This window comes from Streptomyces sp. NPDC053076 (assembly GCF_044546845.1).
Taxonomy (GTDB): domain Bacteria; phylum Actinomycetota; class Actinomycetes; order Streptomycetales; family Streptomycetaceae; genus Streptomyces.
In genome coordinates, this window is the sequence record NZ_JBITZL010000005.1 from 84449 (window position 1) to 106579 (window position 22131).

General features: G+C 68.6%; 24 protein-coding genes. All 24 read right to left on the minus strand.

Features of this window, described 5'->3' with window-relative positions; translation table 11 throughout:
• Nucleotides 1-10 precede the first annotated feature (10 nt).
• The 24 genes from ACIGYR_RS21515 to ACIGYR_RS21630 all read right to left on the minus strand — a co-directional run bounded on the left by ACIGYR_RS21515 (nucleotide 11) and on the right by ACIGYR_RS21630 (nucleotide 22124).
• Nucleotides 11-889 carry an endolysin gene (locus ACIGYR_RS21515; protein WP_399600431.1) on the minus strand — a complete coding sequence of 293 codons (879 nt, stop codon included), beginning with the start codon at nucleotides 887-889 and terminating at the stop codon, nucleotides 11-13.
• A 66-nt stretch (nucleotides 890-955) separates the two neighbouring features.
• Nucleotides 956-1552: a hypothetical protein gene (locus ACIGYR_RS21520; RefSeq protein ID WP_399600433.1), complete on the minus strand. Its 597-nt coding sequence runs from the start codon at nucleotides 1550-1552 to the stop codon at nucleotides 956-958.
• 12 nt (nucleotides 1553-1564) lie between these two features.
• Nucleotides 1565-2305 carry a hypothetical protein gene (locus ACIGYR_RS21525; protein ID WP_399600436.1) on the minus strand — a complete coding sequence of 247 codons (741 nt, stop codon included), beginning with the start codon at nucleotides 2303-2305 and terminating at the stop codon, nucleotides 1565-1567.
• On the minus strand, nucleotides 2302-3393 hold the full coding sequence (locus tag ACIGYR_RS21530; protein WP_399600439.1) for a DUF5047 domain-containing protein: 1092 nt from the start codon (nucleotides 3391-3393) through the stop codon (nucleotides 2302-2304). The genes ACIGYR_RS21525 and ACIGYR_RS21530 overlap by 4 nt, the downstream gene beginning before the upstream one ends.
• A gap of 6 nt (nucleotides 3394-3399) precedes the next feature.
• Nucleotides 3400-5628 carry a hypothetical protein gene (locus ACIGYR_RS21535; protein WP_399600442.1) on the minus strand — a complete coding sequence of 743 codons (2229 nt, stop codon included), beginning with the start codon at nucleotides 5626-5628 and terminating at the stop codon, nucleotides 3400-3402.
• A gap of 12 nt (nucleotides 5629-5640) precedes the next feature.
• Nucleotides 5641-10077 (minus strand): transglycosylase SLT domain-containing protein, encoded by a 4437-nt coding sequence (locus ACIGYR_RS21540; protein ID WP_399600445.1) that lies wholly within the window; start codon nucleotides 10075-10077, stop codon nucleotides 5641-5643.
• Nucleotides 10078-10089: 12 nt separating this feature from the next.
• Nucleotides 10090-10563: a hypothetical protein gene (locus ACIGYR_RS21545; RefSeq protein WP_399600448.1), complete on the minus strand. Its 474-nt coding sequence runs from the start codon at nucleotides 10561-10563 to the stop codon at nucleotides 10090-10092.
• Nucleotides 10506-10835: a hypothetical protein gene (locus tag ACIGYR_RS21550; protein WP_399600450.1), complete on the minus strand. Its 330-nt coding sequence runs from the start codon at nucleotides 10833-10835 to the stop codon at nucleotides 10506-10508. The genes ACIGYR_RS21545 and ACIGYR_RS21550 overlap by 58 nt, the downstream gene beginning before the upstream one ends.
• 73 nt (nucleotides 10836-10908) lie before the next feature.
• Entirely contained in the window at nucleotides 10909-11469 is a 561-nt protein-coding gene (locus ACIGYR_RS21555) for a hypothetical protein (protein WP_399600453.1), read from the minus strand.
• Between the two features lie 83 nt (nucleotides 11470-11552).
• Complete coding sequence (locus tag ACIGYR_RS21560; RefSeq protein ID WP_399600456.1) at nucleotides 11553-11975, minus strand: hypothetical protein; 423 nt, start codon at nucleotides 11973-11975, stop codon at nucleotides 11553-11555.
• A complete protein-coding gene (locus ACIGYR_RS21565) occupies nucleotides 11972-12175 on the minus strand; it encodes a hypothetical protein (RefSeq protein ID WP_399600459.1) in 204 nt (67 codons plus the stop codon). Before ACIGYR_RS21565 ends, ACIGYR_RS21560 begins: the two co-directional genes overlap by 4 nt.
• Nucleotides 12175-12552 carry an HK97 gp10 family phage protein gene (locus ACIGYR_RS21570; protein WP_399600462.1) on the minus strand — a complete coding sequence of 126 codons (378 nt, stop codon included), beginning with the start codon at nucleotides 12550-12552 and terminating at the stop codon, nucleotides 12175-12177. The genes ACIGYR_RS21565 and ACIGYR_RS21570 overlap by 1 nt, the downstream gene beginning before the upstream one ends.
• A complete protein-coding gene (locus ACIGYR_RS21575) occupies nucleotides 12552-12890 on the minus strand; it encodes a hypothetical protein (protein WP_399600465.1) in 339 nt (112 codons plus the stop codon). Before ACIGYR_RS21575 ends, ACIGYR_RS21570 begins: the two co-directional genes overlap by 1 nt.
• Nucleotides 12890-13495 carry a hypothetical protein gene (locus tag ACIGYR_RS21580; protein WP_399600467.1) on the minus strand — a complete coding sequence of 202 codons (606 nt, stop codon included), beginning with the start codon at nucleotides 13493-13495 and terminating at the stop codon, nucleotides 12890-12892. Before ACIGYR_RS21580 ends, ACIGYR_RS21575 begins: the two co-directional genes overlap by 1 nt.
• A gap of 21 nt (nucleotides 13496-13516) precedes the next feature.
• Nucleotides 13517-13771, minus strand: a complete 255-nt coding sequence (locus ACIGYR_RS21585; protein WP_399600470.1) for a hypothetical protein — start codon at nucleotides 13769-13771, stop codon at nucleotides 13517-13519.
• Between the two features lie 66 nt (nucleotides 13772-13837).
• Nucleotides 13838-14800, minus strand: a complete 963-nt coding sequence (locus ACIGYR_RS21590) for a phage major capsid protein (RefSeq protein ID WP_399600472.1) — start codon at nucleotides 14798-14800, stop codon at nucleotides 13838-13840.
• 55 nt (nucleotides 14801-14855) lie between these two features.
• Nucleotides 14856-15353, minus strand: a complete 498-nt coding sequence (locus ACIGYR_RS21595; RefSeq protein WP_399600475.1) for a hypothetical protein — start codon at nucleotides 15351-15353, stop codon at nucleotides 14856-14858.
• A 55-nt stretch (nucleotides 15354-15408) separates the two neighbouring features.
• Nucleotides 15409-16395 carry a hypothetical protein gene (locus ACIGYR_RS21600; RefSeq protein WP_399600478.1) on the minus strand — a complete coding sequence of 329 codons (987 nt, stop codon included), beginning with the start codon at nucleotides 16393-16395 and terminating at the stop codon, nucleotides 15409-15411.
• A complete protein-coding gene (locus ACIGYR_RS21605) occupies nucleotides 16379-17803 on the minus strand; it encodes a phage portal protein (RefSeq protein ID WP_399600481.1) in 1425 nt (474 codons plus the stop codon). Before ACIGYR_RS21605 ends, ACIGYR_RS21600 begins: the two co-directional genes overlap by 17 nt.
• A gap of 15 nt (nucleotides 17804-17818) precedes the next feature.
• Nucleotides 17819-19558: a terminase large subunit gene (locus ACIGYR_RS21610; RefSeq protein WP_399600484.1), complete on the minus strand. Its 1740-nt coding sequence runs from the start codon at nucleotides 19556-19558 to the stop codon at nucleotides 17819-17821.
• The gene (locus tag ACIGYR_RS21615) at nucleotides 19530-20039 is read right to left on the minus strand and encodes a phage terminase small subunit P27 family (protein WP_399600487.1); all 510 of its coding nucleotides are present in this window, start codon (nucleotides 20037-20039) and stop codon (nucleotides 19530-19532) included. The genes ACIGYR_RS21610 and ACIGYR_RS21615 overlap by 29 nt, the downstream gene beginning before the upstream one ends.
• 10 nt (nucleotides 20040-20049) lie before the next feature.
• On the minus strand, nucleotides 20050-20763 hold the full coding sequence (locus ACIGYR_RS21620; RefSeq protein ID WP_399600489.1) for an HNH endonuclease: 714 nt from the start codon (nucleotides 20761-20763) through the stop codon (nucleotides 20050-20052).
• Between the two features lie 232 nt (nucleotides 20764-20995).
• On the minus strand, nucleotides 20996-21181 hold the full coding sequence (locus ACIGYR_RS21625; protein ID WP_399600492.1) for a hypothetical protein: 186 nt from the start codon (nucleotides 21179-21181) through the stop codon (nucleotides 20996-20998).
• A 610-nt stretch (nucleotides 21182-21791) separates the two neighbouring features.
• Complete coding sequence (locus ACIGYR_RS21630; protein WP_399600495.1) at nucleotides 21792-22124, minus strand: hypothetical protein; 333 nt, start codon at nucleotides 22122-22124, stop codon at nucleotides 21792-21794.
• Nucleotides 22125-22131: the final 7 nt, after the last annotated feature.

Sequence of the window (22131 nt, forward strand, 5' to 3'; positions counted from 1 at the left end):
TCTTCTCTGGTCACTTCGTGACGGTCCAGCCGTGCTTGTCGCCGAGCCTGGTAAGGCTGGTCGTGCCGGGGATGCCGTCGGCGTCGGTGCCGGTGTAGCCGAGCTTCTTCTGCCAGGCGGCGTAGGCGGTGATGGTCTTGGTGCCGTAGGAGCCGTCGACGTACTGGGAGGCGAGGAGGCCCTCGGCGTGCAGCGCTTTCTCGACGAGCAACACCTCGTTCTTGTACGTGGTGTGGCCCTGTGCGGCGGCCGGATCATGGCGGGCCGCGTACACGACGTGGGCCAGGCTGGCTTTGGGCTTGGTCGCCGGCTTCGACGGTGTGGGCGTACTGGCGAACAGGTTCGGCATCGGCCCCGGATCGACATGGGAATTGCCGGGGACCTGGTTGTGCCCGTAGTGGCCGCCGAGTTTGAGCCAGGCGTCGAGGCTGACGGTGTCGCGCGCGAAGTCGGTGGGGGTGCCGCCCGGCCAGACGTCCGGGATGCCGAGGCTGCGCAGCCACGCCATGATGCCGTCGAGTCCCTTGCAGGGCGTCTCTCGCACCGAGTTGTACCGCTTGCCGTTCACGATCTCGCCTTCGGTGAAGACGATCTCGATCTGCACGCAGTACTTCCCGGTGCGGTTCGTCTTCACCGTGCCGGCGTTCTGCAGCGACAGCGAGCGGGAGTCGGCGGGGAAGAACTGTGCGATCTCGCCGGTGAACGGGTCCCACAGCAGGTGGGGGGCTACGCTGGCGCCGCCGCCGGTGAACCAGCCCAGTTCGCGCGCGAACGTCCAGTCCTTGGCGTTACTGGTGATGTGCCAGACGGCGCGAGCGGGCCCGCCGCTCATCGCTCCGGTGTTGCCGAGGGAGTGTCGGGTCGCGCCCGGCATCCACAGATCGACCATGGTCGGGCCCCTTTCTGGGCATGAAAAAGGCGCCCAGATCCGGGGCGCGGGCGGGTTGGGGTGCGGTCAGGTGGTCTTGATGAAGACCACGTGCATGCGCAGGTCAGTCCCCTGGACGATGTCTGCGCTGGAGGTGCGGAGGGTGCAGATGCCGTCGGTGCCGACGACCCATCCGCCGCAGGCGCCGCCGTTGTCCCAGTGGCCGTTGATGGTGTCGTGGGTGGGGCGCCAGCCCGACGGCAGGGTGCAGACCACGATGTCGCCGATGTTGCCGCCGACGCTGTTGATGTCGGGGCCGGTCCGGGTGATGTAGATGTCGATCGTGGTCACGCGGCCCTGACGGAAGCCGTAGAAGTCGATCCTGGTCCAGCCGGAGGCAGCGGAGAGGCCGGTGGTGGTGCTGGTCAGGGACGGCTCGGGGGTGACCCAGGAGGAGCCGTTGTAGACGTCGAGGCGGTTGACGTCTTGCAGGTAGCTGGCCATGCCGTCGACCGGGGCTACGGCCCCAGTGAGGGTGGCACCGCGGGCGGACGAGCTGGCGAACCGTAGCAGCGACCGGCTCGCCAGCTTGTTGGCCAGCTCCTTCGCCAGCTTCTCCGCGTCGGGCGCGTCGGTGAGGCTGGCGATGTTGATGCCCTGCCCGTAGTCGTCTGTGGTGGGCACAGGCCCCCCTTTCTACGCGAGGCGGGTGACCCGCATACTCGAACCGGCCGCCAGGCGGGTGGCGATGCTGGCGCTGGTGGTGGACTGGGCCCACTGCAGGGCGCACGTCCCGGCCGTGGTGGTGGTGACGATGGCCTCTTCCATCGCGAAGCACTGCAGGACGCTGCTGTCACGGTTGCCGTAGATGCAGGCGGTGCTGAAGGCTTGGACGCCCCACCTGCCTGTGCCGCCGGATGAGGTGCCGGAGAGGATCTGCCCCTGGTCGGGGCCCACCGCGGACCGGTTGCCGGTTGCGCCGGTGGGCACGGTCCAGGCGGTCCGGAAGCGGATTGCGTCGGTGGCCGCGTAGTGCAGGTGCATCTCGACCTTGTAGACGGCAGACGCGTCCAGGGCGATCGTAAGGTCCGGATCGTCGGTGAGAGTGTTCGAGAACCGGTCCAGGTTGGCCGTCTTGTAGCGGTAGATCGGCGTGTACAGCGGGGTGCCGGAGCTGGCGAGCCGGCCGATGGCGATCCAGTTGCCGCTGCTGGACTGGCTGATGACTGCCACGTCGCCGACCGCGGGGGCGGCGTATGTGTTGAGGCATCGGCAGGGGATGCCGTCCGCTGTGACGGTTCCGTCGCCTGGTACTGCGGTGACTGTGGCGAGCCGCCAGTCCGCGCCGCGCACGGATGGGGTCCGCTCCCCCGCCCTGGTGGCCTGCTGCTTGAGCGCCCACGCGAGGTCGCGGTGGACAGCGTGTCCGGACTTCACGCGTCCTCCTTGGCGCTGATCGTGGTGATCGGGAAATCTCCGCCGATGTCCAGCGGGACGCTGAACGACGCCACTTGGTGAAGTTCTCGGGTGCCATCCGGGTGGACGACGCGGATGACGTCGCCCGGCTCCAGTGCTGGGTTCGGCAGGCTGGAGATGTCGCCGCTGGCGTTGGGGGCCTTGGCGTCGGCGAGCTTGAGGCGGGCTGCGTTCGTGCAGGCGGCGGTGGTCGTCAGTGTGGACGAGCTGTAGAACATCGGCCGCCGGCCGAACGGCCCGCCCCAGTACGTCGGTGAGCTGGTGTCGCTGTCGGTGACCAGGGCGCTGACGGGGGGCCGGTTGTCTGCGGTGTTCTCGCCGCGAGCCAGCACGCCGTTGTAGACGCCGTCGCTGGTCATGGCCCGGCTCGCTGAGATGTACGCCCCGCTCTCGGTGGCCTCGATCGACCACACCGGGGTGGCTGTAGCCAGGTCGGGCAGGGTGGAGATGACGAAGCTGCCGTCGGCGTTGCAGTACACCTCGGCGCCGGCCGCGGCAGCCACTTCCTGCGCCGCGGCCCAAGGGTCGGATTCGACGTCCCAGGTGCGGGTGCCGATCGTGGTGTCGGTGATCTGGCTGAGCACGGTGGCGTCAGGGATGCTGCGGCGGATCAGGGCGGTGACCGCGGTGACGACGGTGCCGGTCGCCGTATAGACGGCCGTGAGCTTGTCGTCGGCGACGATCGCCTCCAGGCCCTTGCCCTGCAGGGTGACGGGCCCGTCGGAGACGTCGCCATCCACCGAGTCGAGCCGGAACATGCCGAGCGGCACCAACTCGGTCGAGCCGTCGCCGTAGTCGACGCCGCGGCTGATCCGCAGCTTCGCTCCGTAGGTGGTGAGTTGGTCGGCCGGTGTCCGCGGGATCAGGGTGGGGTCGGCGATGGTGACGGTGCAGGTACGGCGGATCGCCTGCGAGCGGTCCACCTGCACGCTGCCACCCGTGATCTCCAGGTCGATGACCCGGCCGTCCGTGAGGAACAGCTCGACCAGCGTGACCGGCGTGTGGGACTCGGCGAGCCGGTCGAGGAAGCGGTCGGATACGGGGTACACGCGACCTCACTTTCGGCGGTCGAGGAGCACGTCCTCCCACGTCGCGTAGGTGTCGAGGACGTCCTGCCAGGTCGCGAACTCGGTGAGAACGTCCTGCCAGGTCCGGCCGCGGGCGCCTCCGATGCCCACCGTGACCGGCATGTCGGCCTCCACCACGGGCAGCGTCCACGCCCGCCACAGCTCCTGTGCCAGCCCAGTGATGCGGGCCTCGTCGACCTGGGCGACGGACACGTACATGTCCTCCACGCCCATGCCAGGTGCGGCCTGCCACAGCAGGATGTGGCCGGAGTCGAGCAGCGCGTGCAGCGCTCTGCGCTCCTCGTCAGAGCGGGTCCAGATCGCGAGGTCGCCCTCCAGGCCCTGCCGCTGGCCACTGAGGACGACCTTGTTGCGCCGGCCGCGGACGACGTAGCTGGCCTGCTCGATCGGCCGCTGCCAGTCCGGGGCCCTCGCCACCATGACCAGGACGTTCCGCTGCGGATTGCCAGGATCTTTGAGCCAGCAGGTGTTGGCGTCGGCGAGGGTGAGCGTGACCACCGTGGACGTCCGTGTCGACGCGAGCGTCCCGGGCGCCGAGTACAGCTGGACGTAGTAGGACACCTGTGTGTTGAGTGGCGCCTCGTGGTCCTCGATGACCAGCACGTCGGAGACGACGGCGTCCTGCTCGATCAGCCCGTCGGCGCCTCGCACCAGAGTGCGACTGCCGTCGGGGCCGATCCGGTACACGGTGATCAGATCGCCGACCGGCAGTTCCCGCAGGGTGAGCTGGATGTAGCCGTCGGAGTCGACCGCGGCGACCGCGGTCTGCGGCAGCACCTGCCACAGCGCGACAGCGTCCACGTACATCACGGAGGACGTGCTACCGGCCGCAGCCACCACCTCGACCGCCGCCTGGGCGGTGCCGTCAGGGGCCACTGCGTCGGTGACGAGCTGGTACCAGCTGCCGGAAGGCAGAGAGTACACGGTGCCCGTGCTGGCCCCGAGGTCGCCGCCGCTGCCGTCGTACCAGTGGATTTTCACCGTCACTGTCGCCCAGGAGCCGGATCCGACCTTGGCGACAATCTGGGCCCGCCAGTTCAGGCCGGGCGCGTCCGGCACAGTGAACTGCGGGGAGCGAATAGTCGAGGACGTGGCGGTCGCCGAGGAGACGGCGAGGCCGTAGCTGCCGTAGTAGCCCCCGGCGCCCCACGGGGTGGAACGGGCCAGCGTCGCCACCCCAGCCACGGTGGCCCAACCGCCGGTGTCCTGCTCAAAGCTCCCGTTGGCGTAGGGGATGACCGTGCCCGCCATGATCTCGGGGGCCACTTTGACCGCGACGGTTTCCAGGCGCAGCACCTGCCCGGCGGACGCGCCGTCGAGTCCAGCTGCGATGCCGCAGGTGACAGCGGCGGCTGGGGCTGTGGCCGACAGCAGCTGGCGATGCATGCCCGTACTCACCGGCGCCAGGTAGGCCCGCTGTGAGCTGATCTGGTTGCCGTTGGCGTCGTAGAACCGCAGTTCCAGCCACGCCTGCGCCGACAGTACGGGCGGCATCAGGTAAGCGTAGGCCAGGTACTCGACGCCGGGCGTTACCGTGGGCCGCTCCGTTGTCCGCACAGCGGCGTTGCCGGCGGCGACCACCGTCATGGCCACGGCGTGGCCGCCCGCGTAGTACCAGGTGGCAGGCCAGGAGAAGACAGGGGCCTGCCGACTGATGGTCGCGTTGACCTCGGCCGTCCACCCGGATGCGTCGATCTCCGTGCTCTCGGTGTTGAACGGGAACAGGTTGCCGTAGCTGCGGATCGGCAGCCCGAAATACACGTTCTCCCAGTAGTGGAAGACGTTCGATGCGGCCGGGGTGGACGACAGGATGACCTGCGCCCGAGTCGTCCCAGTCGGCGCCTGCCCGGCCACGCTGACCCGATGCCACGTCGTGGACGCGGATGTCGTGGTCAGTGACCAGGTGGTGCCGAGGATGGTGCCCGCCTTGTCAAGCCAGCGAATTCCGATCCGTTCCGGCACCGTCCCCGAGGCGTCCGCGAACGCGTAGTAGACGACCCCGGCGTTGACGAGGACGGAGCCGAGAATCCGAGCCTGCATCTCCCCGGCCGCCGTCGACTTCACCGCGAGGACACCGTCACCGACCCGGCCGCCGGTGCCCTTGGAGATGCTGCAGTTCAGCTGCGGCACCCAGCCCGTCACCACCGGGTCCATCGACGAGGTGGCCTCGGAGAGGAAGTTCCCCGGGATCGCCATTCAGGGACCTCCTCAGCTGGCGTTGAGTACCTGGATCAGCTCACCCTGCGCCGTGCGCACCTCGGCACGGGCGATGTTCCGGATCGGCTCGTTGCCGAGCCACACGTTCAGCGACATGCCATCGAGACTGCGGTCCGTGGCGGCCGTCATGGTCTGCCACTGGGCGTTGGTCAGGATGGCCTCAGGCTTGCCGGTGGCGTTCACCGCCGTCGTCACACCTGGCGGCAGCCAGCCGCCCGCGTCATAGCCGGCCGGCGGCCGGTTGGCGTTGGCCTGCTGAACGTTGGTGATGTTGCCGTACCGGCGGGTGATGTACCGGACGGCGGCGGCGACGTTGGCGACCGGGTCGAGGATGTTCCACGACGTGCCCGGCACGTGGTTGGAGGCGAACGTCGGCGGGATCACCTGCGCCAACCCCTGGCTGGGGATGCCGTTCTGGGCGTTGATGTCCCACCGGTTGATCGCGTTCGGGTTCCATCCGGACTCGCGCGAGATCAGTGTGTTCATGCCGGCGAGCCACTGGCCGACAGCGCCCGGCGGAGGGACGTGCGCGGCGGCGAGGGCCTGGCTGATGATGCTGCGGCGCCGGCCCGATGGGACCGTCCCGCCGATCGGTCCGCCCCCTCCTCCGCCGCTGTCGCCACCGAAGGTGACCAGGTCGACCAGGCCCTTGACCATGCTCTTCGGGATACCGATGGCCAACCGGCCGAACGCCGTGTTCTTGATGTCGTCGAGGGGCTTGATGAGTTTGCCGACGAGGTTGCGGATCGCCTTGGCCGGGTCCCGCAGGAAAGCGGTCGCCGACGAGAAGAACCCGCCGATCTTGCCTCCGATCTTTCCTCCGAAATCCTTGAGCTTGCCGAGGATGCCGCCGTCGGCCATGAGCTGGCCGCCGGCCTGCTCCCACAGGGACAGGGCGCGGGCCCGGTAGCGGGGGTCGGTGGGGATGACGAACTCAGGGTGCTGGGGCCTGCCTTCGCCGACGATCGCGGTGGGCCGGTTGAACACCCCGGGCCGGACCGGGACGGTGCCGCCCTGCGCGAGCAGCGGCAGCGTCTTCAGGTCCGGGACGCCCGGGATCCAGTCGGTGATCTTCCGCCAGATGCTGACCAAGCCTTCGTTCCACACCACCCGCAGCACCCAGTTGATGGGTGCCTTCGTCAGAGCCTTGATCCTGTCCCAGGCTTTTCCGATGGCGGTCTTCGCGTCGGAGAACGCGGTGGCCACGCGCCCGATGGCGGTCTTGAGTGCGTCGAACGCGGGCTTGATGCCCTTCCGCCACACGCCGTTGATGGCACCGCTGATCCCGTCCCAGACCGGTACAATGATCTTGTCGCGGAGCCACTTGGTGACGCTGGCGACACCGCTGACGCCAGCGTTCATCGAATTGAACGCCGGCCGGATGACGTTCTCCCACGAGCCCTTGATCGTCTGGCGGATGCCCTTCCAGACAGGCTGGATGATCTTGTCGTTGAGCCACCTGAATGCCGGCCCGAGATGCTCGATGACCCATGTGACAAGGTCGGCGACCACGGTGATCATCCCGGACAGCCAGCCGATCGCCGAGGCCATCGACGAAGCGAAACCCTGCACAAGGAAGTCCGCCAGCCTGATCAGCGGCGGCAGCAGCCACGACAGCACGTTGATCGCCAACTCCAGCACCAGAGCGACCAGCTGAGCCAGCGGCGGCACGATCGGCAGCAGAGCCAGCGCGAGCTGCACGCCAGCCTCGGCCAGCTGCAGGAGTGACGGCAGCAGCTGCATGAGCACGCCCGCCGCCATATCCAAGAGCATCCCGGCAATCTCGGAGATCACCGGGAACAGCGGTATGAAGGCGTCGACGAGGGTGAGCAGCGCCTCGGCCAGCGGGGGCAGCGCCTGCGCCAGCGTGGTCGCGATCAGCCCCGCGAACTCGCCGAGGATCGGAGCGATGTCACTCAGGATCGGTGCGAGCCGCTGCGCGAGCGACGCCCACACGTCTCCAAGCGGACCCACGATCGCCAGCAGCGCATCCGCGATCACACTGAACGCGTCGCCCAGGGTCGGCAGGATCGGGGCGAGTGCATTGAGCACAGTGGTGATGAGCTGCATCCCGACCGGGATCAGCGGCTGCAACGCGCCGAGCAGCTCGCTGAGTGCCGAGGCGAAGACGGTCACGATCAGCTCGGCGACCTTCCCAAGGAGGTCGACGAGCGGCGCGAGGAACGGTTCCAGCGCCTGGAAGACGGCGGCGATGATGTCGCCGACCATCACCAGGGCAGGGGTCAGCGCCTGCACCACTTCGGTGAGCGGACCGACGAGGACATCGACCAGCCCGGTCACCACGTCGATCACCGGGGTCAGGGCGGGCGCCAGCGCGTTGATGACGGCCGCGATCAGGTCGGCGATCGGCTGCAGCAGCGGAATCACCGACTCGACGATCTGAATGATCGCCGTGCCGACAGTGATGAGCACCGGGCCAAGCGCCTGAATGATCGGCATCAGGGCTGCCCCGAGCGCAGCCGCCAGCTGCTGCAGCACCGGGCCCAGGGTCTGGGCGAGCTGTGCGATGAAGCCGACGATCGACGAGACCAGCGGCACCAGCGCCTGCACTACCGCCCCGATCACGGGGACGATCGCGCCGACGATCTGCGCGACGCTGCCGAACAACTCCCGCAGGCTGGCCTGCATCTCCGGTGCGGCAAGGATGTTCTTCAGCTCACCGAAGACGGATCCGAGCACGCCGACGATCTGACCGCCCGCATCCGAGGCGGCCTTGAAGATCTGCGTCACGACACCGAACGCGTTGCCCAGCAGCGTGCCGAACTGGGAGAGGATCCCGAACGCGGTGTCGATGGCGTCCTGCAGGCCGCCGCTCTTGAACGAGGCTGCGAGGCCGTCGGTGAACGAGGTGATGGCGCCGGCGAACTGCTGCAGGAGCCGGTTGAACGCGGGCTGGGCGGCGACCGTGAGCTGGCCGAACGCGGTGATCAGCTGGCGAGGGGTGTCCTGGAAGACTCGCAGGTTGTCGTTGGCTCCCTGCAGGATCTGCTTGAGGATGCCGCTCTTGGCCATCTCCTGCACGCCGGCCGCCGCGTTCTTGGCGATGGTGTTCCAGATCCCGGCGGTGGCGGTGAGTTGCTCTTTCAGGATCGGCAGGGTGCTGTGGGCGAGCCCGGACACGGTGGTGTCGAGGCCCTTGAACAGCTCGTTCTGCACCGCCAGGCGCATGTCGTCCCAGGCCGGGGCAAGGCCCTGGATCGTGGTGACGAACGACCTCGCGTTGGGCGCGAGCTTGGCCATGGCCTGGTCGAACTTGCTTGTCTGTGCGGCAGCCGCGGCCTGCGCGTCGGCCACCGCCCGTGCGGCATCGGCGACGGCCTGCTCGGCGTCCCGGATCTGCCGCGCGCCGTCCTTGCGGGCCTCGACGACGCCGGCCTGCGCGTCAGCGACCTGCTGCTGGGCGTCGGCAACCTGCCGGGCCCCGTCGACCGCGGTCCGGCGGGCCTCCTCCCGCGCATCGCCGACCGCACGCTCGCGCTCTTCGACGTTCTTGTTGGCGTCAGCGATGCGGTCCTTGGCGTTCTTGACCTGCTCGGATCCGTCGACGCCGTCCCGGTTCGCCTTCTTCGTGTCCTCGGAGAGGCGCTTCGTCTCGGTGCGCTGCTCCTTGAGGTTGAGCTTGGCCCGCTCGTAGGCGATCTGTAGCTTTTCCAGCTGCTGCGGCGTGATCCCCGGATTGGCGCGCGCCTTGGCGAGCTCCCGCTGCGCCTCAGTGAGCCGGATCGCGGCCTCACGCTCGTCGAGCTTGGACTCGGCTAGCCGGTCGTTCATGTCCTGCAGTGCCCGAGACGCCTCCTGCCGGGCACCGTTCAGAGCCTGCTGTGCCTGCAGGGCGTCCTGCTGGGCGCTGCGGAGATCCTGCTCCGCGTCCCGGACCTGTCGCTGCGCGTCCGTCTGCCGCTGCGCGGACTCCTCGACCGTGCGGGCCAGGTTCTGCTCGGCATCCGCGACGGCGCGCTGAGCGTCACGGACGCGCTCGGCCGCCTGTACGCGCGCGTCCGCGAGGCCCTGCTGCGCCTTGGTCAGGCCGCGCTGCGCCGACTCGACGGCACGAGTGGCGGAGGCTGCAGCGTTGGCCTCGGCGGTGTGATCGGCGAACGCGGCCTTGAAAGCCTCCCCGACGCCGCTGAGGCCGATCTTCAGCGCGCCTGCAGCCGCGCCCGCAGTGGCGAGCGCAGGCGCGAGAGCCGCGGCACCGGCAGCAGCGGCCGACAGGTTCGCGCCGATCGCCACACCGGCCAGCGCGCCAAGCCCTTTGAGGCCCGCGCCGAACGCCTTGCTGAACGCACCTGCGCCCGAACGGCCGGCACTGGACGCGCGGGCGTTGACGGACCGGGACCAGTCGCCTTCGAACTCCGGGCGGATCGAGACGTATCCGCGTCCGACGAGGACACCGCCAGCGGCCACCGCGCACCCCCGTTACTGGTTCGCGGCGGGCCTTCCGAACACAGCCGCCAGCTGTTTCGCTCCGGATCCGTGCTTGCCTCCGAAGCGGATGACGTTGCTCTTCGTGCGCTGCTCGACGCCCGGCCGCGGGATGGGGTCCGGCGGCTTGAGACGGCCCGTCTTCTTCGGGTCGCCGCCGAGCTTCACCGTGGCGAAGGTGTTCTCACGGACCGCGTCGACCACGGCCGCCAGCAGATGCCGGTCCAGCGTCCACGCCTCTTCCTCAGGCGACGCCCCGCGTACCGCCCGCGCCGTCGCAGAGTCCTGCGGCAGGTACCGCAGGAAGACACGCAGCTCCCGCCACGACATCTCCCCGCGGTACAGCTCCAGCAGCGACCGGCCCGGCCAGTAGCGGGCGATGTCCCACTCGACGGCCTCCCCGTACTCCGTCAGGAAGCGGCGGAGGCCGGTGATTCCCCCGGCTCCAGCCCGGACCGCTTCTGCCACTCCTGGGCGATCAGCTCGATGTCGAGGAACGTGAAGCCGGCGGCGTACATCTCCTTCAGCTTCTCCGCGCCGAGGACGTCCCGCAGCACGCCGGGCACGTTGTTCAGGTCGCCGACGCGTTCCTGCAGCTCGAACGGCAGCAGACGCATCGGCGGCAGGGTGAAGGTGACGTCGTGCAGCTCGTAGGTGGTCGGCTGCGGCAGCGCATCACGGCGCTGCTTGGCGATGGAGTCGAGAGAGACGACTTCCGTGCCGGTGGTCTTGCTGGTCATGGTCTTCTCCTACGGGTTCGCGGGTTGACCCCGGCAGGCGCGACCCGCGTGCGTGCCTGCCGGGGAGAAGGGGTTACGCCGCGGCCCAGGCCGGGTCGTTGGACAGCCACACCGCGATCTCGGGCGCGGCGTCGGCGTAGGCCGAGACGGTCATCGGCAGGGAGACAGCGCCCGAGCGGGCCAGGGTGATGCTGTCGCGGTTGGTGACCTCGCCCCGGGAGACGATGAGCCGGTTGACGATGTCGCCGTCCGTCCACTCCAGGCCGATCGCGCGCTCGTCCGGGTCCGGGGCGGCGGGGATGGCCAGCTTGTGCACGCCGGTCGTGACGTCCGTCATGGTGGCGCTCGGGAAGTACAGCGTCACCGTGCTGGTCTTCAACTCGATGCAGGTGAAGCCCAGCGTCATGTCGACACCGGTCAGGATCTTCCGGACCGGGCTGAGGGACTGCCAGGCGTTCACGTCCTCGGTGTCTGTGCTGTAGCTCAGCTCGACGCCGTCGTCGGACAGATAGCCGAGATCCACCCAGCCCGCCGGCCAGGCCGACTCCAGGTCGCTCGGGGCGGTGGTGCCCTTCGGGGCGATGTAAACGTTTCCGTTCAGGCCAACGCGCACGTTGTCAGCGTCGAGAGCCACGGGATGCCTCCAGGCATAGCGAGGACCCGCACGGCCAGACGCCGACGGGTGAAATGGTCAGAGGGGGATGCGGGTTGGTCGAGCTATGCGGGGCGGACCACCATGCTCATCACGAGCACGTACCGCGGGATCGTGTCCGTCTCGGCCGATGCCTGATACGGCAGCCAAATCAGGCTGGTCTCATCTACGCCGTAGATGCGGGCCTCGCCCTGCGTGGTGCCCTGCGCGGCAATCAGTTGTGCTGAGCAGCTGGCCGCCAGGTCGCGGGCCTGTTTCTTCGTCGCCGCCAGGACGTCGATGTCGACGGTGCGGTCCGCGGTCACGGCTTTCAGTCGAGATCCGCCCCCGCCCAGGGTCACCGACACCACGCCTGCAGCCAGCCTTGACGCCAGATTCGCCGGCCACTCGGTGCCGATGGTCGTGCCGGACGGCAGGACGCTCTTCAGGTAGGCGACGGTGACCTGCTCGACGTCCGGCATCACCGCCGCCGACAGGCCGCCCCTCACCGCTTCTTCCGGCCCGTCTCAGGCTCCGGCTGTGCGGGGTCCTTGGCGGTCTGGGCCGGAGCCTGCTCCTCCTGCGGGGTCTCCTCCGCCGGTTTGGCGACCAGGCCGTCCCGGCGCAAAGCCTTCGCAGTGGCCTCGTCGACGTCGATGGATTCCCCCGGGGCCTTGTCCCCGTACCAGTTGGCGAGCGTGATACGCATCAGGCACTCCTCAGTGCGTCCAGGGCACGTCCCAGCGGACGGGCCTTCGGGGACCAGCCCGTCTGGGGACGGTCCCGGGATGTGGCCGGCCGGCCGGAGCCAAACTCGACCTGGCCCCACCAGCCTGCCGTCGCGCCGAACTCGGCCCGCCATCCGTTCGGCCGCATGCTTGCCGCCGAGTAGATGCTCTGTCGGTACTCGCCGTGCCGCTGCACCGCCGGATCATAGGTCGGGCCCGTGTACGAGGGGGCGATCGCGCGCGCGACATCCGCGCCTCGGTCCGCGGCATCCTTCAAAGCGTCCCGCATCTGCGAGGACCGGGCCAGCTCGTCGTACATGCGGGGGTTCGCCACGAACCGGAACGAGGTACGGGCCATCAGGCCACCACCCTCAGATCCGCCTCGACGTGGTGCACTCCCCCGCCCGGCGCGGGCCAGCGGGCCACCTTGCCGATGACCTGCATCGTCGTATCCCACGCCTTGACGCGGTCCGTCTCGCGCAGGTCGATATCCACGCCCCGCGGCGTGTACAGGCGCCAGCCGGTGACGACGACCTGCTTGTCGTCGGTGTCCTCGATCGACCCACCCTCCGGCTGCACGTTTACGCCGGACACCGGGATGCGGGTCGCACCGTCGCCCCAGTCCTCCTGCTTGTTGCCGTACTCGTCCTCGGTGGTGCCGGGCCGGACGATGACGATGTCCTGCAGGTACAGCATCAGCGGCTCCGCAGTTGCACGCTGCCCGCCGTGCGCCGGTACCGGTCCAGCACGCGCTGCTCCGTCTTCGACAGCAGCACACCCAGGTACTCGCCGACCGCCGGAATCAGATAGGTCACGGACTCGCCGCCCACCGATTCCGACCGGATACCGGATGGGTTGACGATGACCCGGTTCGCAGCCTGCATCACGATCGCCTGAATGTCCCCGGGCACCGGGTCCCAGCCGTGCGTGTAGGTGACGGTCACCTGCGGTGGCCGGTGCGCGGCCGGTGGGCGATCCCACGTCCACCGACGCACCAGGAGATCATTGCCGTCCTGCCACCAGTCCGACGTATCGGTGCCGTTCACCTTGACCTCTGCGATGTCGATGACCGGCCGCTGCGGCAACGTCACCAGCCCACTGCAGCGGTGCTGCACTGGATCCGCCCGACGCATCGTGAACGTGTCCGTCGTCGTGGCCTGGGTGATGTCCTGCCGGACGTAGGCCCGGATCACGCTGGATGCTTGGTCCAGCAGGGCCTGCGCCTGCTGCTCCTGCTCAGGCGTGAACGTCCTGCCGAGCAGGGTGGCAAGGTCGGCCACCGTCGCCAGCGAGGGGAGCACAGCCACGGCGGCCTCCCTCCGTCAGCGCGCGCGGGCGTCGTCGTCGAGCTTCTGCCGGACCTCGCGGGCGTACTCCGGGTCCGTCTCAGGGGTCGGCGCCCCCGAGGTGACGCCCTTGAGGGTGTAATTCTCGTTCGGCGTGGGGTCGACGGCGATACCGAAGTACCCCTGCCGTTCGGCCTCGTTGGTCGCGTTCTGGATCTCCTGGGCGACCCCGTCGTCCGGCGTCTCCTGGGTGGACTTGCTCTGCCTGCTGGTGCTCTTGGACTCGGCCATGGCCGATACCTCCCATGACAAAGCCCCGACACCCGGGCGGCATCAGGGCGGCGTGTGCGGGTTCGGTCAGGCGCCGACGGTCTTCAGCACGCCCACCGGGTAGCGGGATGCCTCGGTCGGCTGGTCGTTGTTGAGGGTGTTCGCGACCTGCCAGCCCACGCGGAAGGTAAGCCTGATCGCGGTCATGTCCTGCTGCGGCAGGTTATAGACGATCGCCCCAGTGTTGTCGGTGATGACGGCCTGGTCCAGCACCTTCATGGTGATGTCCTGGCGGACCCCAACGATGAACTGGCTCCATTCACCGGCGAAGAGGCGCACGCCATCCACGCCGACACCGCCCGCCACCGGGAACAGACCCCGCATCGGGTACATGACAGGGTAGCCGTCGATGGCGTCGAGGCTGCCGGACACGCGGCCGTCGTCGAGCTTGCGGCCCTGACTGTCGCGGGCGGCTCGCAGCTTGGCCTTCGCTGACGTCGCGGCGACGAAGCCGGTGACGTCGAAGCCGTCCTGCTCGACGACGCCGTACAGCTTGTCGATGTCGCCGAAGAAGCCGCCCTGTGTGGCGGTCGATCCCTCGTTGACCGAGTTGCCGGCCGCAGCCGCGGCGGACAGGATGTTCGTGGGGAACGAGGCGGGGGCGTTAGTGCCGAAGAACACGGCGGTGTCCAGGACCCGGCCGAACGCCTCGACGAGGAGCGGCATAGCCGTGTCCCAGATGTTCGCGTCGACATCGGCGAGGACGTTGTCCGGCACCGGCATGATCGTCGCGATCTCTTCGATGTTCAGGTACTTGTTCGTCCAGTTGACCTCGGTGGTCTGCTTCAGGCCCGTGTCACCGGTGACCCAGTACGCCATCGGCAGCGCCGACAGGACCGGGAAACGGACCTGCCCGGCCTGCACTGGCACCCGGCGGAACAGCTGGAGCACCGCGGACTGCTCGGTCGCCTTGCCGAGCATCTCGTTGGAGACTTCCTCGGGGATGAGTGCCTGCGAGTCGGTCCGCGAGGTCAGGTTGTTGTAGGCCACGATCCGGCCCATCCTTTCGGTGAAACCGGCCGGACCGTGCCGTGCCGGGGGTGAGTCAGCCCCGACCGGCCGTCTGCCGGATCAGGTCGTTCATGGATGCCGGGCGCGCCGTGTGTCGGACACCGCCGTCGTAGTTGGGCGTCTGCCGCTGCTGCGCGTTGAAAAGCGCGAGGAGCTTGTCGGCGTCCGCGGCCATCTCCTCAGGTGTGGAGCCCTGCAACCGGTCCGCCAGCTCGGCGGGGAGCTTTTTGTCGGCCGCAACTCGAAACCGCATCAGCTCCGACTGCGCGACGGCGGCCGACTGTTCGGCTGCGGTGGCCCGCTCGGCGAGTTTCTGTGCCTCGGTTTTGTCGCGGTCCTCGAACTCCTTGAGCTTCAGACGCAGCGTCTCGGCCTCCTTGTTGGCCTTCCGCAGCGCCCTCTCGACCTCCGGCGGGATCTTCGTCTCGCCGGACTCGTTCGGCCGCTCGGCGGCCGGTGCCTCCGTACCCTCAGGCGCGCCCGTCTCGGGCTTCTCCTGGGCGTCCGGGTTGGTGCCGTTCTCGTCAGCCATCGCGGCCGACTCCTTCCAATCGCCCCACCCTCACGGCAGGGACACTCAAGATCGGCTAGACGATGTAGCCGTACCGGCGCAGCAACCGCAGCTGCTCCGCGCGGTTGTCAGAAACCCGGAGAATTTCCTCCGGCATCAAGCGGGGCGTCGTCACCCGCGAGTAGCGCTGGCCCGGGAAGCGGGCGAACTCCCCGCCCGCGCGCCGCGCGCGAGAGCCGTACAGGCCGCGGCGAGTCGTCCCCTCGGACGTTGTCTGCAAGGAGCGGCCCGCCAGATGCGCTGTGCCCATACCTCGCCGGGCGTTGACCACCTGACCCACATCCGCGCCAGAGCGGACCGCGTCGGCGCCGGCCGCAGTGAACACCCGCCGCTGCTCCGACTCCGGCATCCGGGCGAACAGCTCCTGCGGTGACGGGACGTCCGGCCACTCGTGCTCGCGCAGCGGCAACGTCTGACAGTCGCAGTTCGGGTGCCTCAGGAAGCCCTCGCTGCGGCTGTACATGCGACCCGACAGGACGATGCACCGCGAGCACGCCGGCAGTCGCACCACGCGCACGTAGGCCACGCAGCTGCGGTGCGTGGCCATCGCCACCTGGTCCGCCGAGCGGGCCGTGTCCGCGACCGCCGTGGCCGCGTATCGGGCCATGTCGGCGAGCCCGCCGAGCATCGCCTCTTGCGTCGCCATCCCGGCGGCCAGCCGGCGTCGCACACCGATCGCCGGCAGGAATAGCAGCGTCTCCAGCGGGCCGCCATCCGGGGCGATGCCGGCGAACGCTGCCGCCACGAGCGTGGCCTCGGCGAGGGCCGAGCCGCCCTGCGCAGCCATCTGTGCTGCGATGTATGCCTGAGCGGCGTCCGCGACAGTGAGCTGCCCCTCGGTGACCGCGGCCAGGATGGCTGCGCCGGCTGCGCCTTCCAGGTCATCCTCGATGGTGGCGGCCGAGACGCCCTTCCATACCTGCTGGACGCGGGCCACGACGGAGCGGACGACCGTGGTCACCTGCTGGTAGCGGGTGTGCCCCAGCTCAGCTGGCGTTGCCATCGGCCGCCGCCTGGTCCGTCACGGTCAGGTCGGGCTTCGGCCCGAACAGACTCGCCGGGTCGCCGCCCAGCACCCTGGCCGCCGCCTGATCCCGAAGCTCCCCCCACTGGGCGATCTCCGTCTGCGAGGCCCCCCAGCGTTCCCACAGCGCCTCGTGCGGCACGCCGAGCGTGGCCATCTTCACCAGGGCATCGACGAGCTCACCCTCGGTGCGAAACTCCGGGTTGTGCCAGATCACCTCGATGCTCGACAGGTCCCGACCGTCACCGGCGGCCTGCAGATACAGGCGAACGACCTCCTCCAGCCCCTCGCCGAGCGGCCGGCATCGCTGCCGCACCTTGGCAACCAGGCCAGATTCCGTGGCCTTCAGGGTCTCGCCGTTGACATTGGACAGCTTGCCCAGCAAGTACTGCGCGGGGGTGCGCGTGCGCGCGGCCATATGCTGAACATCGGCCTCGATGGAGTCCAGGTACGGGCCCAGGTCGGTTGCCGAGAACTCGCCGATCTGGACGCCCTCGTCCTCGATCACCCACAGCCGGTCCACGGCCGCCTTGAACGGTTCGATCGGCTGCCCGTTGTCATCGACCGGCACCTCATAGCCGGTCATCCACCGCTGCCGAAACGCAGAGAACTCCTGCGCCATCAGCCTGTCGATCAGGGTTTTGTTGATGCGGTCCTGCACATCGAGGACATCCTCGATCTCACTGTGCGCCTCACCCAGCAGATCAGGTCGATTCACGATCTCTACCAGCGGCACAGCGTCCAGCGGGTTCGGCGCCGGCCACACTTCGCCGCGAACCTCGCGCGGCTCCCACCGCGGATCGGTCGACATACCTACCTGCGGTGCAGGAGCGCGGTACTTGAACAGCTGGCCGTCAACAAACAGCGTCGCCCAGACGTCCCCCGTCCAGTCATCGACGAACGTCTTCAGCCCAGCCCTACGCTTCCGGCGACTGCCAGCCTCGTAGGCGACGATCGCCTGCGTCACATCCTCGGCCGTGATGATCGGCGTCGCCGGATCATCGGGGTTCGGAGCCACCAGCGCGAACGCCCGGCCCACCTTGACCGCCTCAGTGATCAGCAGATCCGAGTCGGCATCCATCGCGGACGCCTGCCAGACCCGCCACGCCTCCTCGTCGCCGACATCCTCGTCACCCAGCCGGAAACCGTCCACCTGGATCCGCTCGGCCGTAGCGTCCACCACGAGACCCGTGTAGTTGGAGCGGGCCTGCTTCAGCAGCCGCTGGAACGCCGGACGCGCCTTGTCCTGGATCATCGGCAGTGGGTGGTCGCCTGAGTAGTACTGGCGCATCGTGTCCGCGTACTTACGGCGCTCGGCCAGCTGCTTCCACAGCCGCTCCACCCACCACAGCGGCTCACCCGGCTGAGGCTTCTGCAAGGGGGCCACGAGCACCCCCTCGCATCAGAATCCGACCGCAACCCGCGACTTCGCCTTCGGCCGTCGTAGGTATCCGTCCAGGGCCATCACCGTCGCCGCGACGCCGTCGATCCGGGCCTGGCTCTTGCGCCTATCCGGCTTGGTCGGCCGGTAGTTGTCGTTGCCGTCAGCGATCGTCTCCACGCAGCCGGCCATCCACCGCAGGATCGGATGCCCACCGTGCCGGAACCGCTGCTCCAGCAAGAGCCGGTCCAGCTCCTTGCAGGCCGGCGACAGACCGAGGAACGTCTGACTGATCGGCGTCACCTTCACGCCGCGCCGCGTCTCCCGGTCCACGTTCTGCACCAGCTGCCCGGCGAACATACGGTCGTAGCCGATCCACTGCATGTCGAAGTGCTTGCAGTCCGCCAGCACCTGGCGCTCGATCGTGTCGTAGTCGACCGCATCGCCCTCCGTCAGCTTCAGGAAACCCTCACGGGCCCACTGCGCCAGCGGCACCTGCAAGTGCCGCTGCAGCTCTTCCAGTCGCTCCGACGGCAGCCAGAACCGGGAGACGAGTTCAACCTCGACGCCCGGTTGCTTCGACTCCACCGCCAGCACCCACGCCGACAGGTCGGACACCGCGGACAGGTCCAGCCCGCCCCACGCCCGGCGCCCCTTGAGCACACCCTCGTCAACCATGCCGGCCACCCGATCCCACGACCGAACATCGATCCACCTGGTGCTGGCCTTCTCGCGGATGTTCAGCGACAGCCGGAGGAATGTCGGATAGTACGAGGGCGTGGCCTGCGCCTTGTTCGCCTCGCGCCGCAGATACGCCAGCGTCGGTGACGTGCCCAGCCCCGGATTCGCGCGCCGCCACGTCCGCTCGTCGAACGGGTCATCTGTCTCGTCCGCAGCCCAGATCACGCCGTAGTGCGCCGGATCCTGCACAACGTTCTCGGCGACCTTCCGCGTGTACGAGTGCTTCTCGTCGTAGATCGAGCCCTCTTGCGCGTCATCCGCCGTCGTGATGAACACGATCAGCGGCTGGTCGCGGGCGCCCGTGCCCGTCTCGATCGCGTCGATCAGATCCCGACTCTTGTGAACGTGGACCTCGTCGATCACCGCACCGGAGACGTTCAGGCCGTGGGCGGTCTCGGCGATCCTCGACAGGGCCCGGAAGACGCCACCCGTCCGCGGCACCCTGATGACGCTCGTGAGCACCTCAGCGCGGCCTTTCACCGCCTTCGACGTCTGCGCCATCCGCTTCGCGTCGTCGAACACACGCTTCGCCTGCTCGAGCGAGCCTGCCGCCGCGTACACCTCGGCACCGATCTCACGGTCCGCCAGCAGCAAAGCCAAGCCGATCCCCGACGACAATGTCGACTTGCCGTTCTTGCGGGGGACCTCGATCCACACCGCGCGGACCACCCGCACATCCCGCTCAAGCTCCGGGTCATGCCACAGCCAACCGAACACCGGCGCGATCACCCACACGAACTGCCAGGGCGCCAGTCGCAATGGCGTGCCACCCCAGCGGCCTTTCGTGTGCTTGAACGATTCGATCGCGGCCTTCGCCCGGCGGGCTGCCGTCACGTCGAACCAAGCCCCAGGCTGCTCCGGCATCTGGAACGCGGACACCAGCGGGCGGGACAGCAACGCGTCCGCGATCTCCTCATCCGACAGACCCAGCTCATGCAGCGCGGCCCGCGGCACCGGCAGACCCTCCGAGCAGTCCTCGACGGACAGCTGCTCAGTCGAACGGGTCGTCGTCGTCGCCATCGTCGCCACCCTCCGGCGGCGTCAGCCGGCCCCGCGCCGACGGGCTCAGCCCCAGCTCCCCGATGTAGCGCGCGAGCTGCTGCCGGTACTGGCCGGCGATGGTGGTGGCACCGTTCTTCATCCACCCACGCTCGCCCTGGATGAGCATTCCGTGCAGGGAGATCTCCCGCTCGCACTGGTCGATCCGGGCTACGCACACGCAGTAGTCCATGACCGTCTGCGTATCGACCTCGGCCAGGCCTGCCGTGAACTTCAGCACCGGGACGACGCGCCGCCACTCCCGGCGTGCGATCTCCCGGCAGCGCGCGTTGATCTGTCGCTGTCGGTCGTCGCCCCGGACTGTCGGGAAGAGGTCGAGCCAGTTCGGCTCCTCCAGCGCTGAAGGGGGAAGCTTCACACCCTCGCGGACCGGCCGACGCCCGGGGTTGCCCTCACGGACCACCTGCAGCGGCGGCTTCGGCCGCGGCCCTGAGACCGCCACGAGAGACCCCCTAACCGATCAGCATCAGTTGCTCTCCACCGCCCCGGTCGCTCTTGATCGAGTTGCAGAGGAAGTGGGCGGTCTGGACATTCGAGGGCTCATGCGTGCCGCCGCGGGCAAGCGGTATGACGTGGTCAATGACAGGGGCCCGCGGGTGCGGGACGACGGCTGTGCGAAGTACGGTCTTGCCGCAGAGACGGCAGCGCCATCCGTCCCGCTCGAAGACCTTCGCGCGTTGCACGGGAGCCACGAACGCGTCTCTCTGCAGGGCCCGGCGCTTCTCTTTCGCCGCACTGCGGGCGCACCGCTTTGAGCAGTAGCGCGCTGCTAGCTGGTCGACGATCACAAAGGATTCGCCACATCGGGCACACCATCCAGCTACCCACCGGCGTGCCCTCGCCCGTTCGCGGCACCGTGCACAACTCGGGTTTGGCGAACGGTCGATCCATCGATGGCCGCAGTCTCCGCACTCGCGCCACGGGACGATGCACTCCCGCTGAGGCCACTGGAGGAACCAGCGGCACTCGGTCGAGCAGACCACCCGTTCACGTGTGCTTGTTCGCGGCGTATCAGCCCCACAGACCCAACACTCAACCATGGGGTAGGCGGTACGGACGCCGTGCCGCCTCTTCCAATGCATTGAGCAGAGGCCACGCGCACGATGGGGGCGGCCGCAGTCAGCAACTCCACACAGCCGATTCAGCGCAGGTCTTCCACGTCCCATTGACGTCTCCCAGGCATGCGGAAGGCCCCGAGCCTGGGAATGCTCGGGGCCTTCCTTCCCGCGGGGATCAGCCGCAGGCGTCTACATGATCACTCCGCGCAAGTGCTCTGACCTGCGCTGCTACGAAGTTCTCTCCGGGGCGGTCCCCCGTGCGCGCGCGGGCGGGTGCGCCCCCACCCGGGTGCGCGGGCGCGGGCGCGCGCGAGATTTCCTGGCGATCAAATTTCGTTGATCAATTGCCTTTTGCTTTCCGCGTCCGGGCGGCCTTCTTCGCCATCCTTGATCGGTCCGCGTGCGTCTTCCCCGCGTTGGCGATCTTGGCGGCGCTGGTCTTGCCCAGGCGACCCTTGAGTGCCTCGTACACCTTGCCGCGACTGGCCACGATGCCTCGGATGCGGCCTCCGCTGCCCTTCGGCATGGCGATCACCTCCGCTCTGCGTTGAACCCGCCGGGCTGATGCTTGGCGGTCTCGCTGCTGTGGCATGGCTTACACAGGCCGCGGCCGTACTGCGGATCGTCGGCGTCCAGGCCCTCGCGCTCCAGCTGCTGCCTGGACTTGGGCCAATGGTCGGCCTCGGTGGCGGGCGCTCTGCGACACAGCACGCACACGGGCTGAGCGTCGAGTACGCCGCGCCTGAACCGGTCCTCATGCCGCTTGCCGTAGCCCCGCTGTCGTGCACCGCCACGGACACGGTTGTCACGGCCATGCATCGGGCAAGGCTTGGACTGGTCACAACCAGGCTTCGAGCAGGGAGGCTTGAGCCGTGAGGGCATCGCAACCTCCTGCCGTGCACTAGCCTGCCTGATCCGGAACCAGGGGGTTCCAGAAGTGAGGGGGGGTCTGTGATGGCCAGTGGCTGCCGTGATTGTCAGACGTGCACGATGCCATGGATCGCTCGGATGGGTCGCCACACGCTGTACCTGTTCACGTTGGCGTGGTTGATCAAGCCGGTGTTCTTGAAGAACTGCCCGCAGTGCAAGCACACGATGGGGCGGCATCAGCGTCGTCGTGACGGCTCGTTCCAGGACTAGACGTGCACCGCCTGGATGGTGACCTCGGCGTTGCTGACGTCGAAGGTGAGCGGGTTGCCGTAGTCGTTGGGACTGAAGGGCCCGAACACCTGCGTCTCACCAGCAGCCACGCTCTCCTGACGGGTGGGATTCGTGAGGCCGTCGACGGACCGGGACGTCTGGAACGTGATCGTGCGCGCCGTGCTGGCGCCGTTGGTGTTCTTGACGATGAGGATGACGCGACCGTCGTTGGCGATGCTGTTGCCGTTGGTGGCGTCGCCCGCGGTGCCCGCGGGCAGTGTGGTGCCGGCTCGTGAGGCTTGGATGGCGGTGAGGCTGGTGCGGGGCATGACGTCT

Coding starts and splice junctions, on each gene's coding strand:
- ACIGYR_RS21620 (WP_399600489.1), bottom strand. CDS start 20,763: ATGGGACGTGGAAGACCTGCGCTGAATCGGCTGTGTGGAGTTGCTGAC.
- ACIGYR_RS21585 (WP_399600470.1), bottom strand. CDS start 13,771: ATGGCCGAGTCCAAGAGCACCAGCAGGCAGAGCAAGTCCACCCAGGAG.
- ACIGYR_RS21600 (WP_399600478.1), bottom strand. CDS start 16,395: ATGGCAACGCCAGCTGAGCTGGGGCACACCCGCTACCAGCAGGTGACC.
- ACIGYR_RS21570 (WP_399600462.1), bottom strand. CDS start 12,552: ATGGCCCGTACCTCGTTCCGGTTCGTGGCGAACCCCCGCATGTACGAC.
- ACIGYR_RS21630 (WP_399600495.1), bottom strand. CDS start 22,124: ATGCCCCGCACCAGCCTCACCGCCATCCAAGCCTCACGAGCCGGCACC.
- ACIGYR_RS21515 (WP_399600431.1), bottom strand. CDS start 889: ATGGTCGATCTGTGGATGCCGGGCGCGACCCGACACTCCCTCGGCAAC.
- ACIGYR_RS21595 (WP_399600475.1), bottom strand. CDS start 15,353: ATGGCTGACGAGAACGGCACCAACCCGGACGCCCAGGAGAAGCCCGAG.
- ACIGYR_RS21550 (WP_399600450.1), bottom strand. CDS start 10,835: ATGACCAGCAAGACCACCGGCACGGAAGTCGTCTCTCTCGACTCCATC.
- ACIGYR_RS21575 (WP_399600465.1), bottom strand. CDS start 12,890: ATGCTGTACCTGCAGGACATCGTCATCGTCCGGCCCGGCACCACCGAG.
- ACIGYR_RS21535 (WP_399600442.1), bottom strand. CDS start 5,628: ATGGCGATCCCGGGGAACTTCCTCTCCGAGGCCACCTCGTCGATGGAC.
- ACIGYR_RS21565 (WP_399600459.1), bottom strand. CDS start 12,175: ATGCGTATCACGCTCGCCAACTGGTACGGGGACAAGGCCCCGGGGGAA.
- ACIGYR_RS21625 (WP_399600492.1), bottom strand. CDS start 21,181: ATGCCGAAGGGCAGCGGAGGCCGCATCCGAGGCATCGTGGCCAGTCGC.
- ACIGYR_RS21610 (WP_399600484.1), bottom strand. CDS start 19,558: ATGGCGACGACGACGACCCGTTCGACTGAGCAGCTGTCCGTCGAGGAC.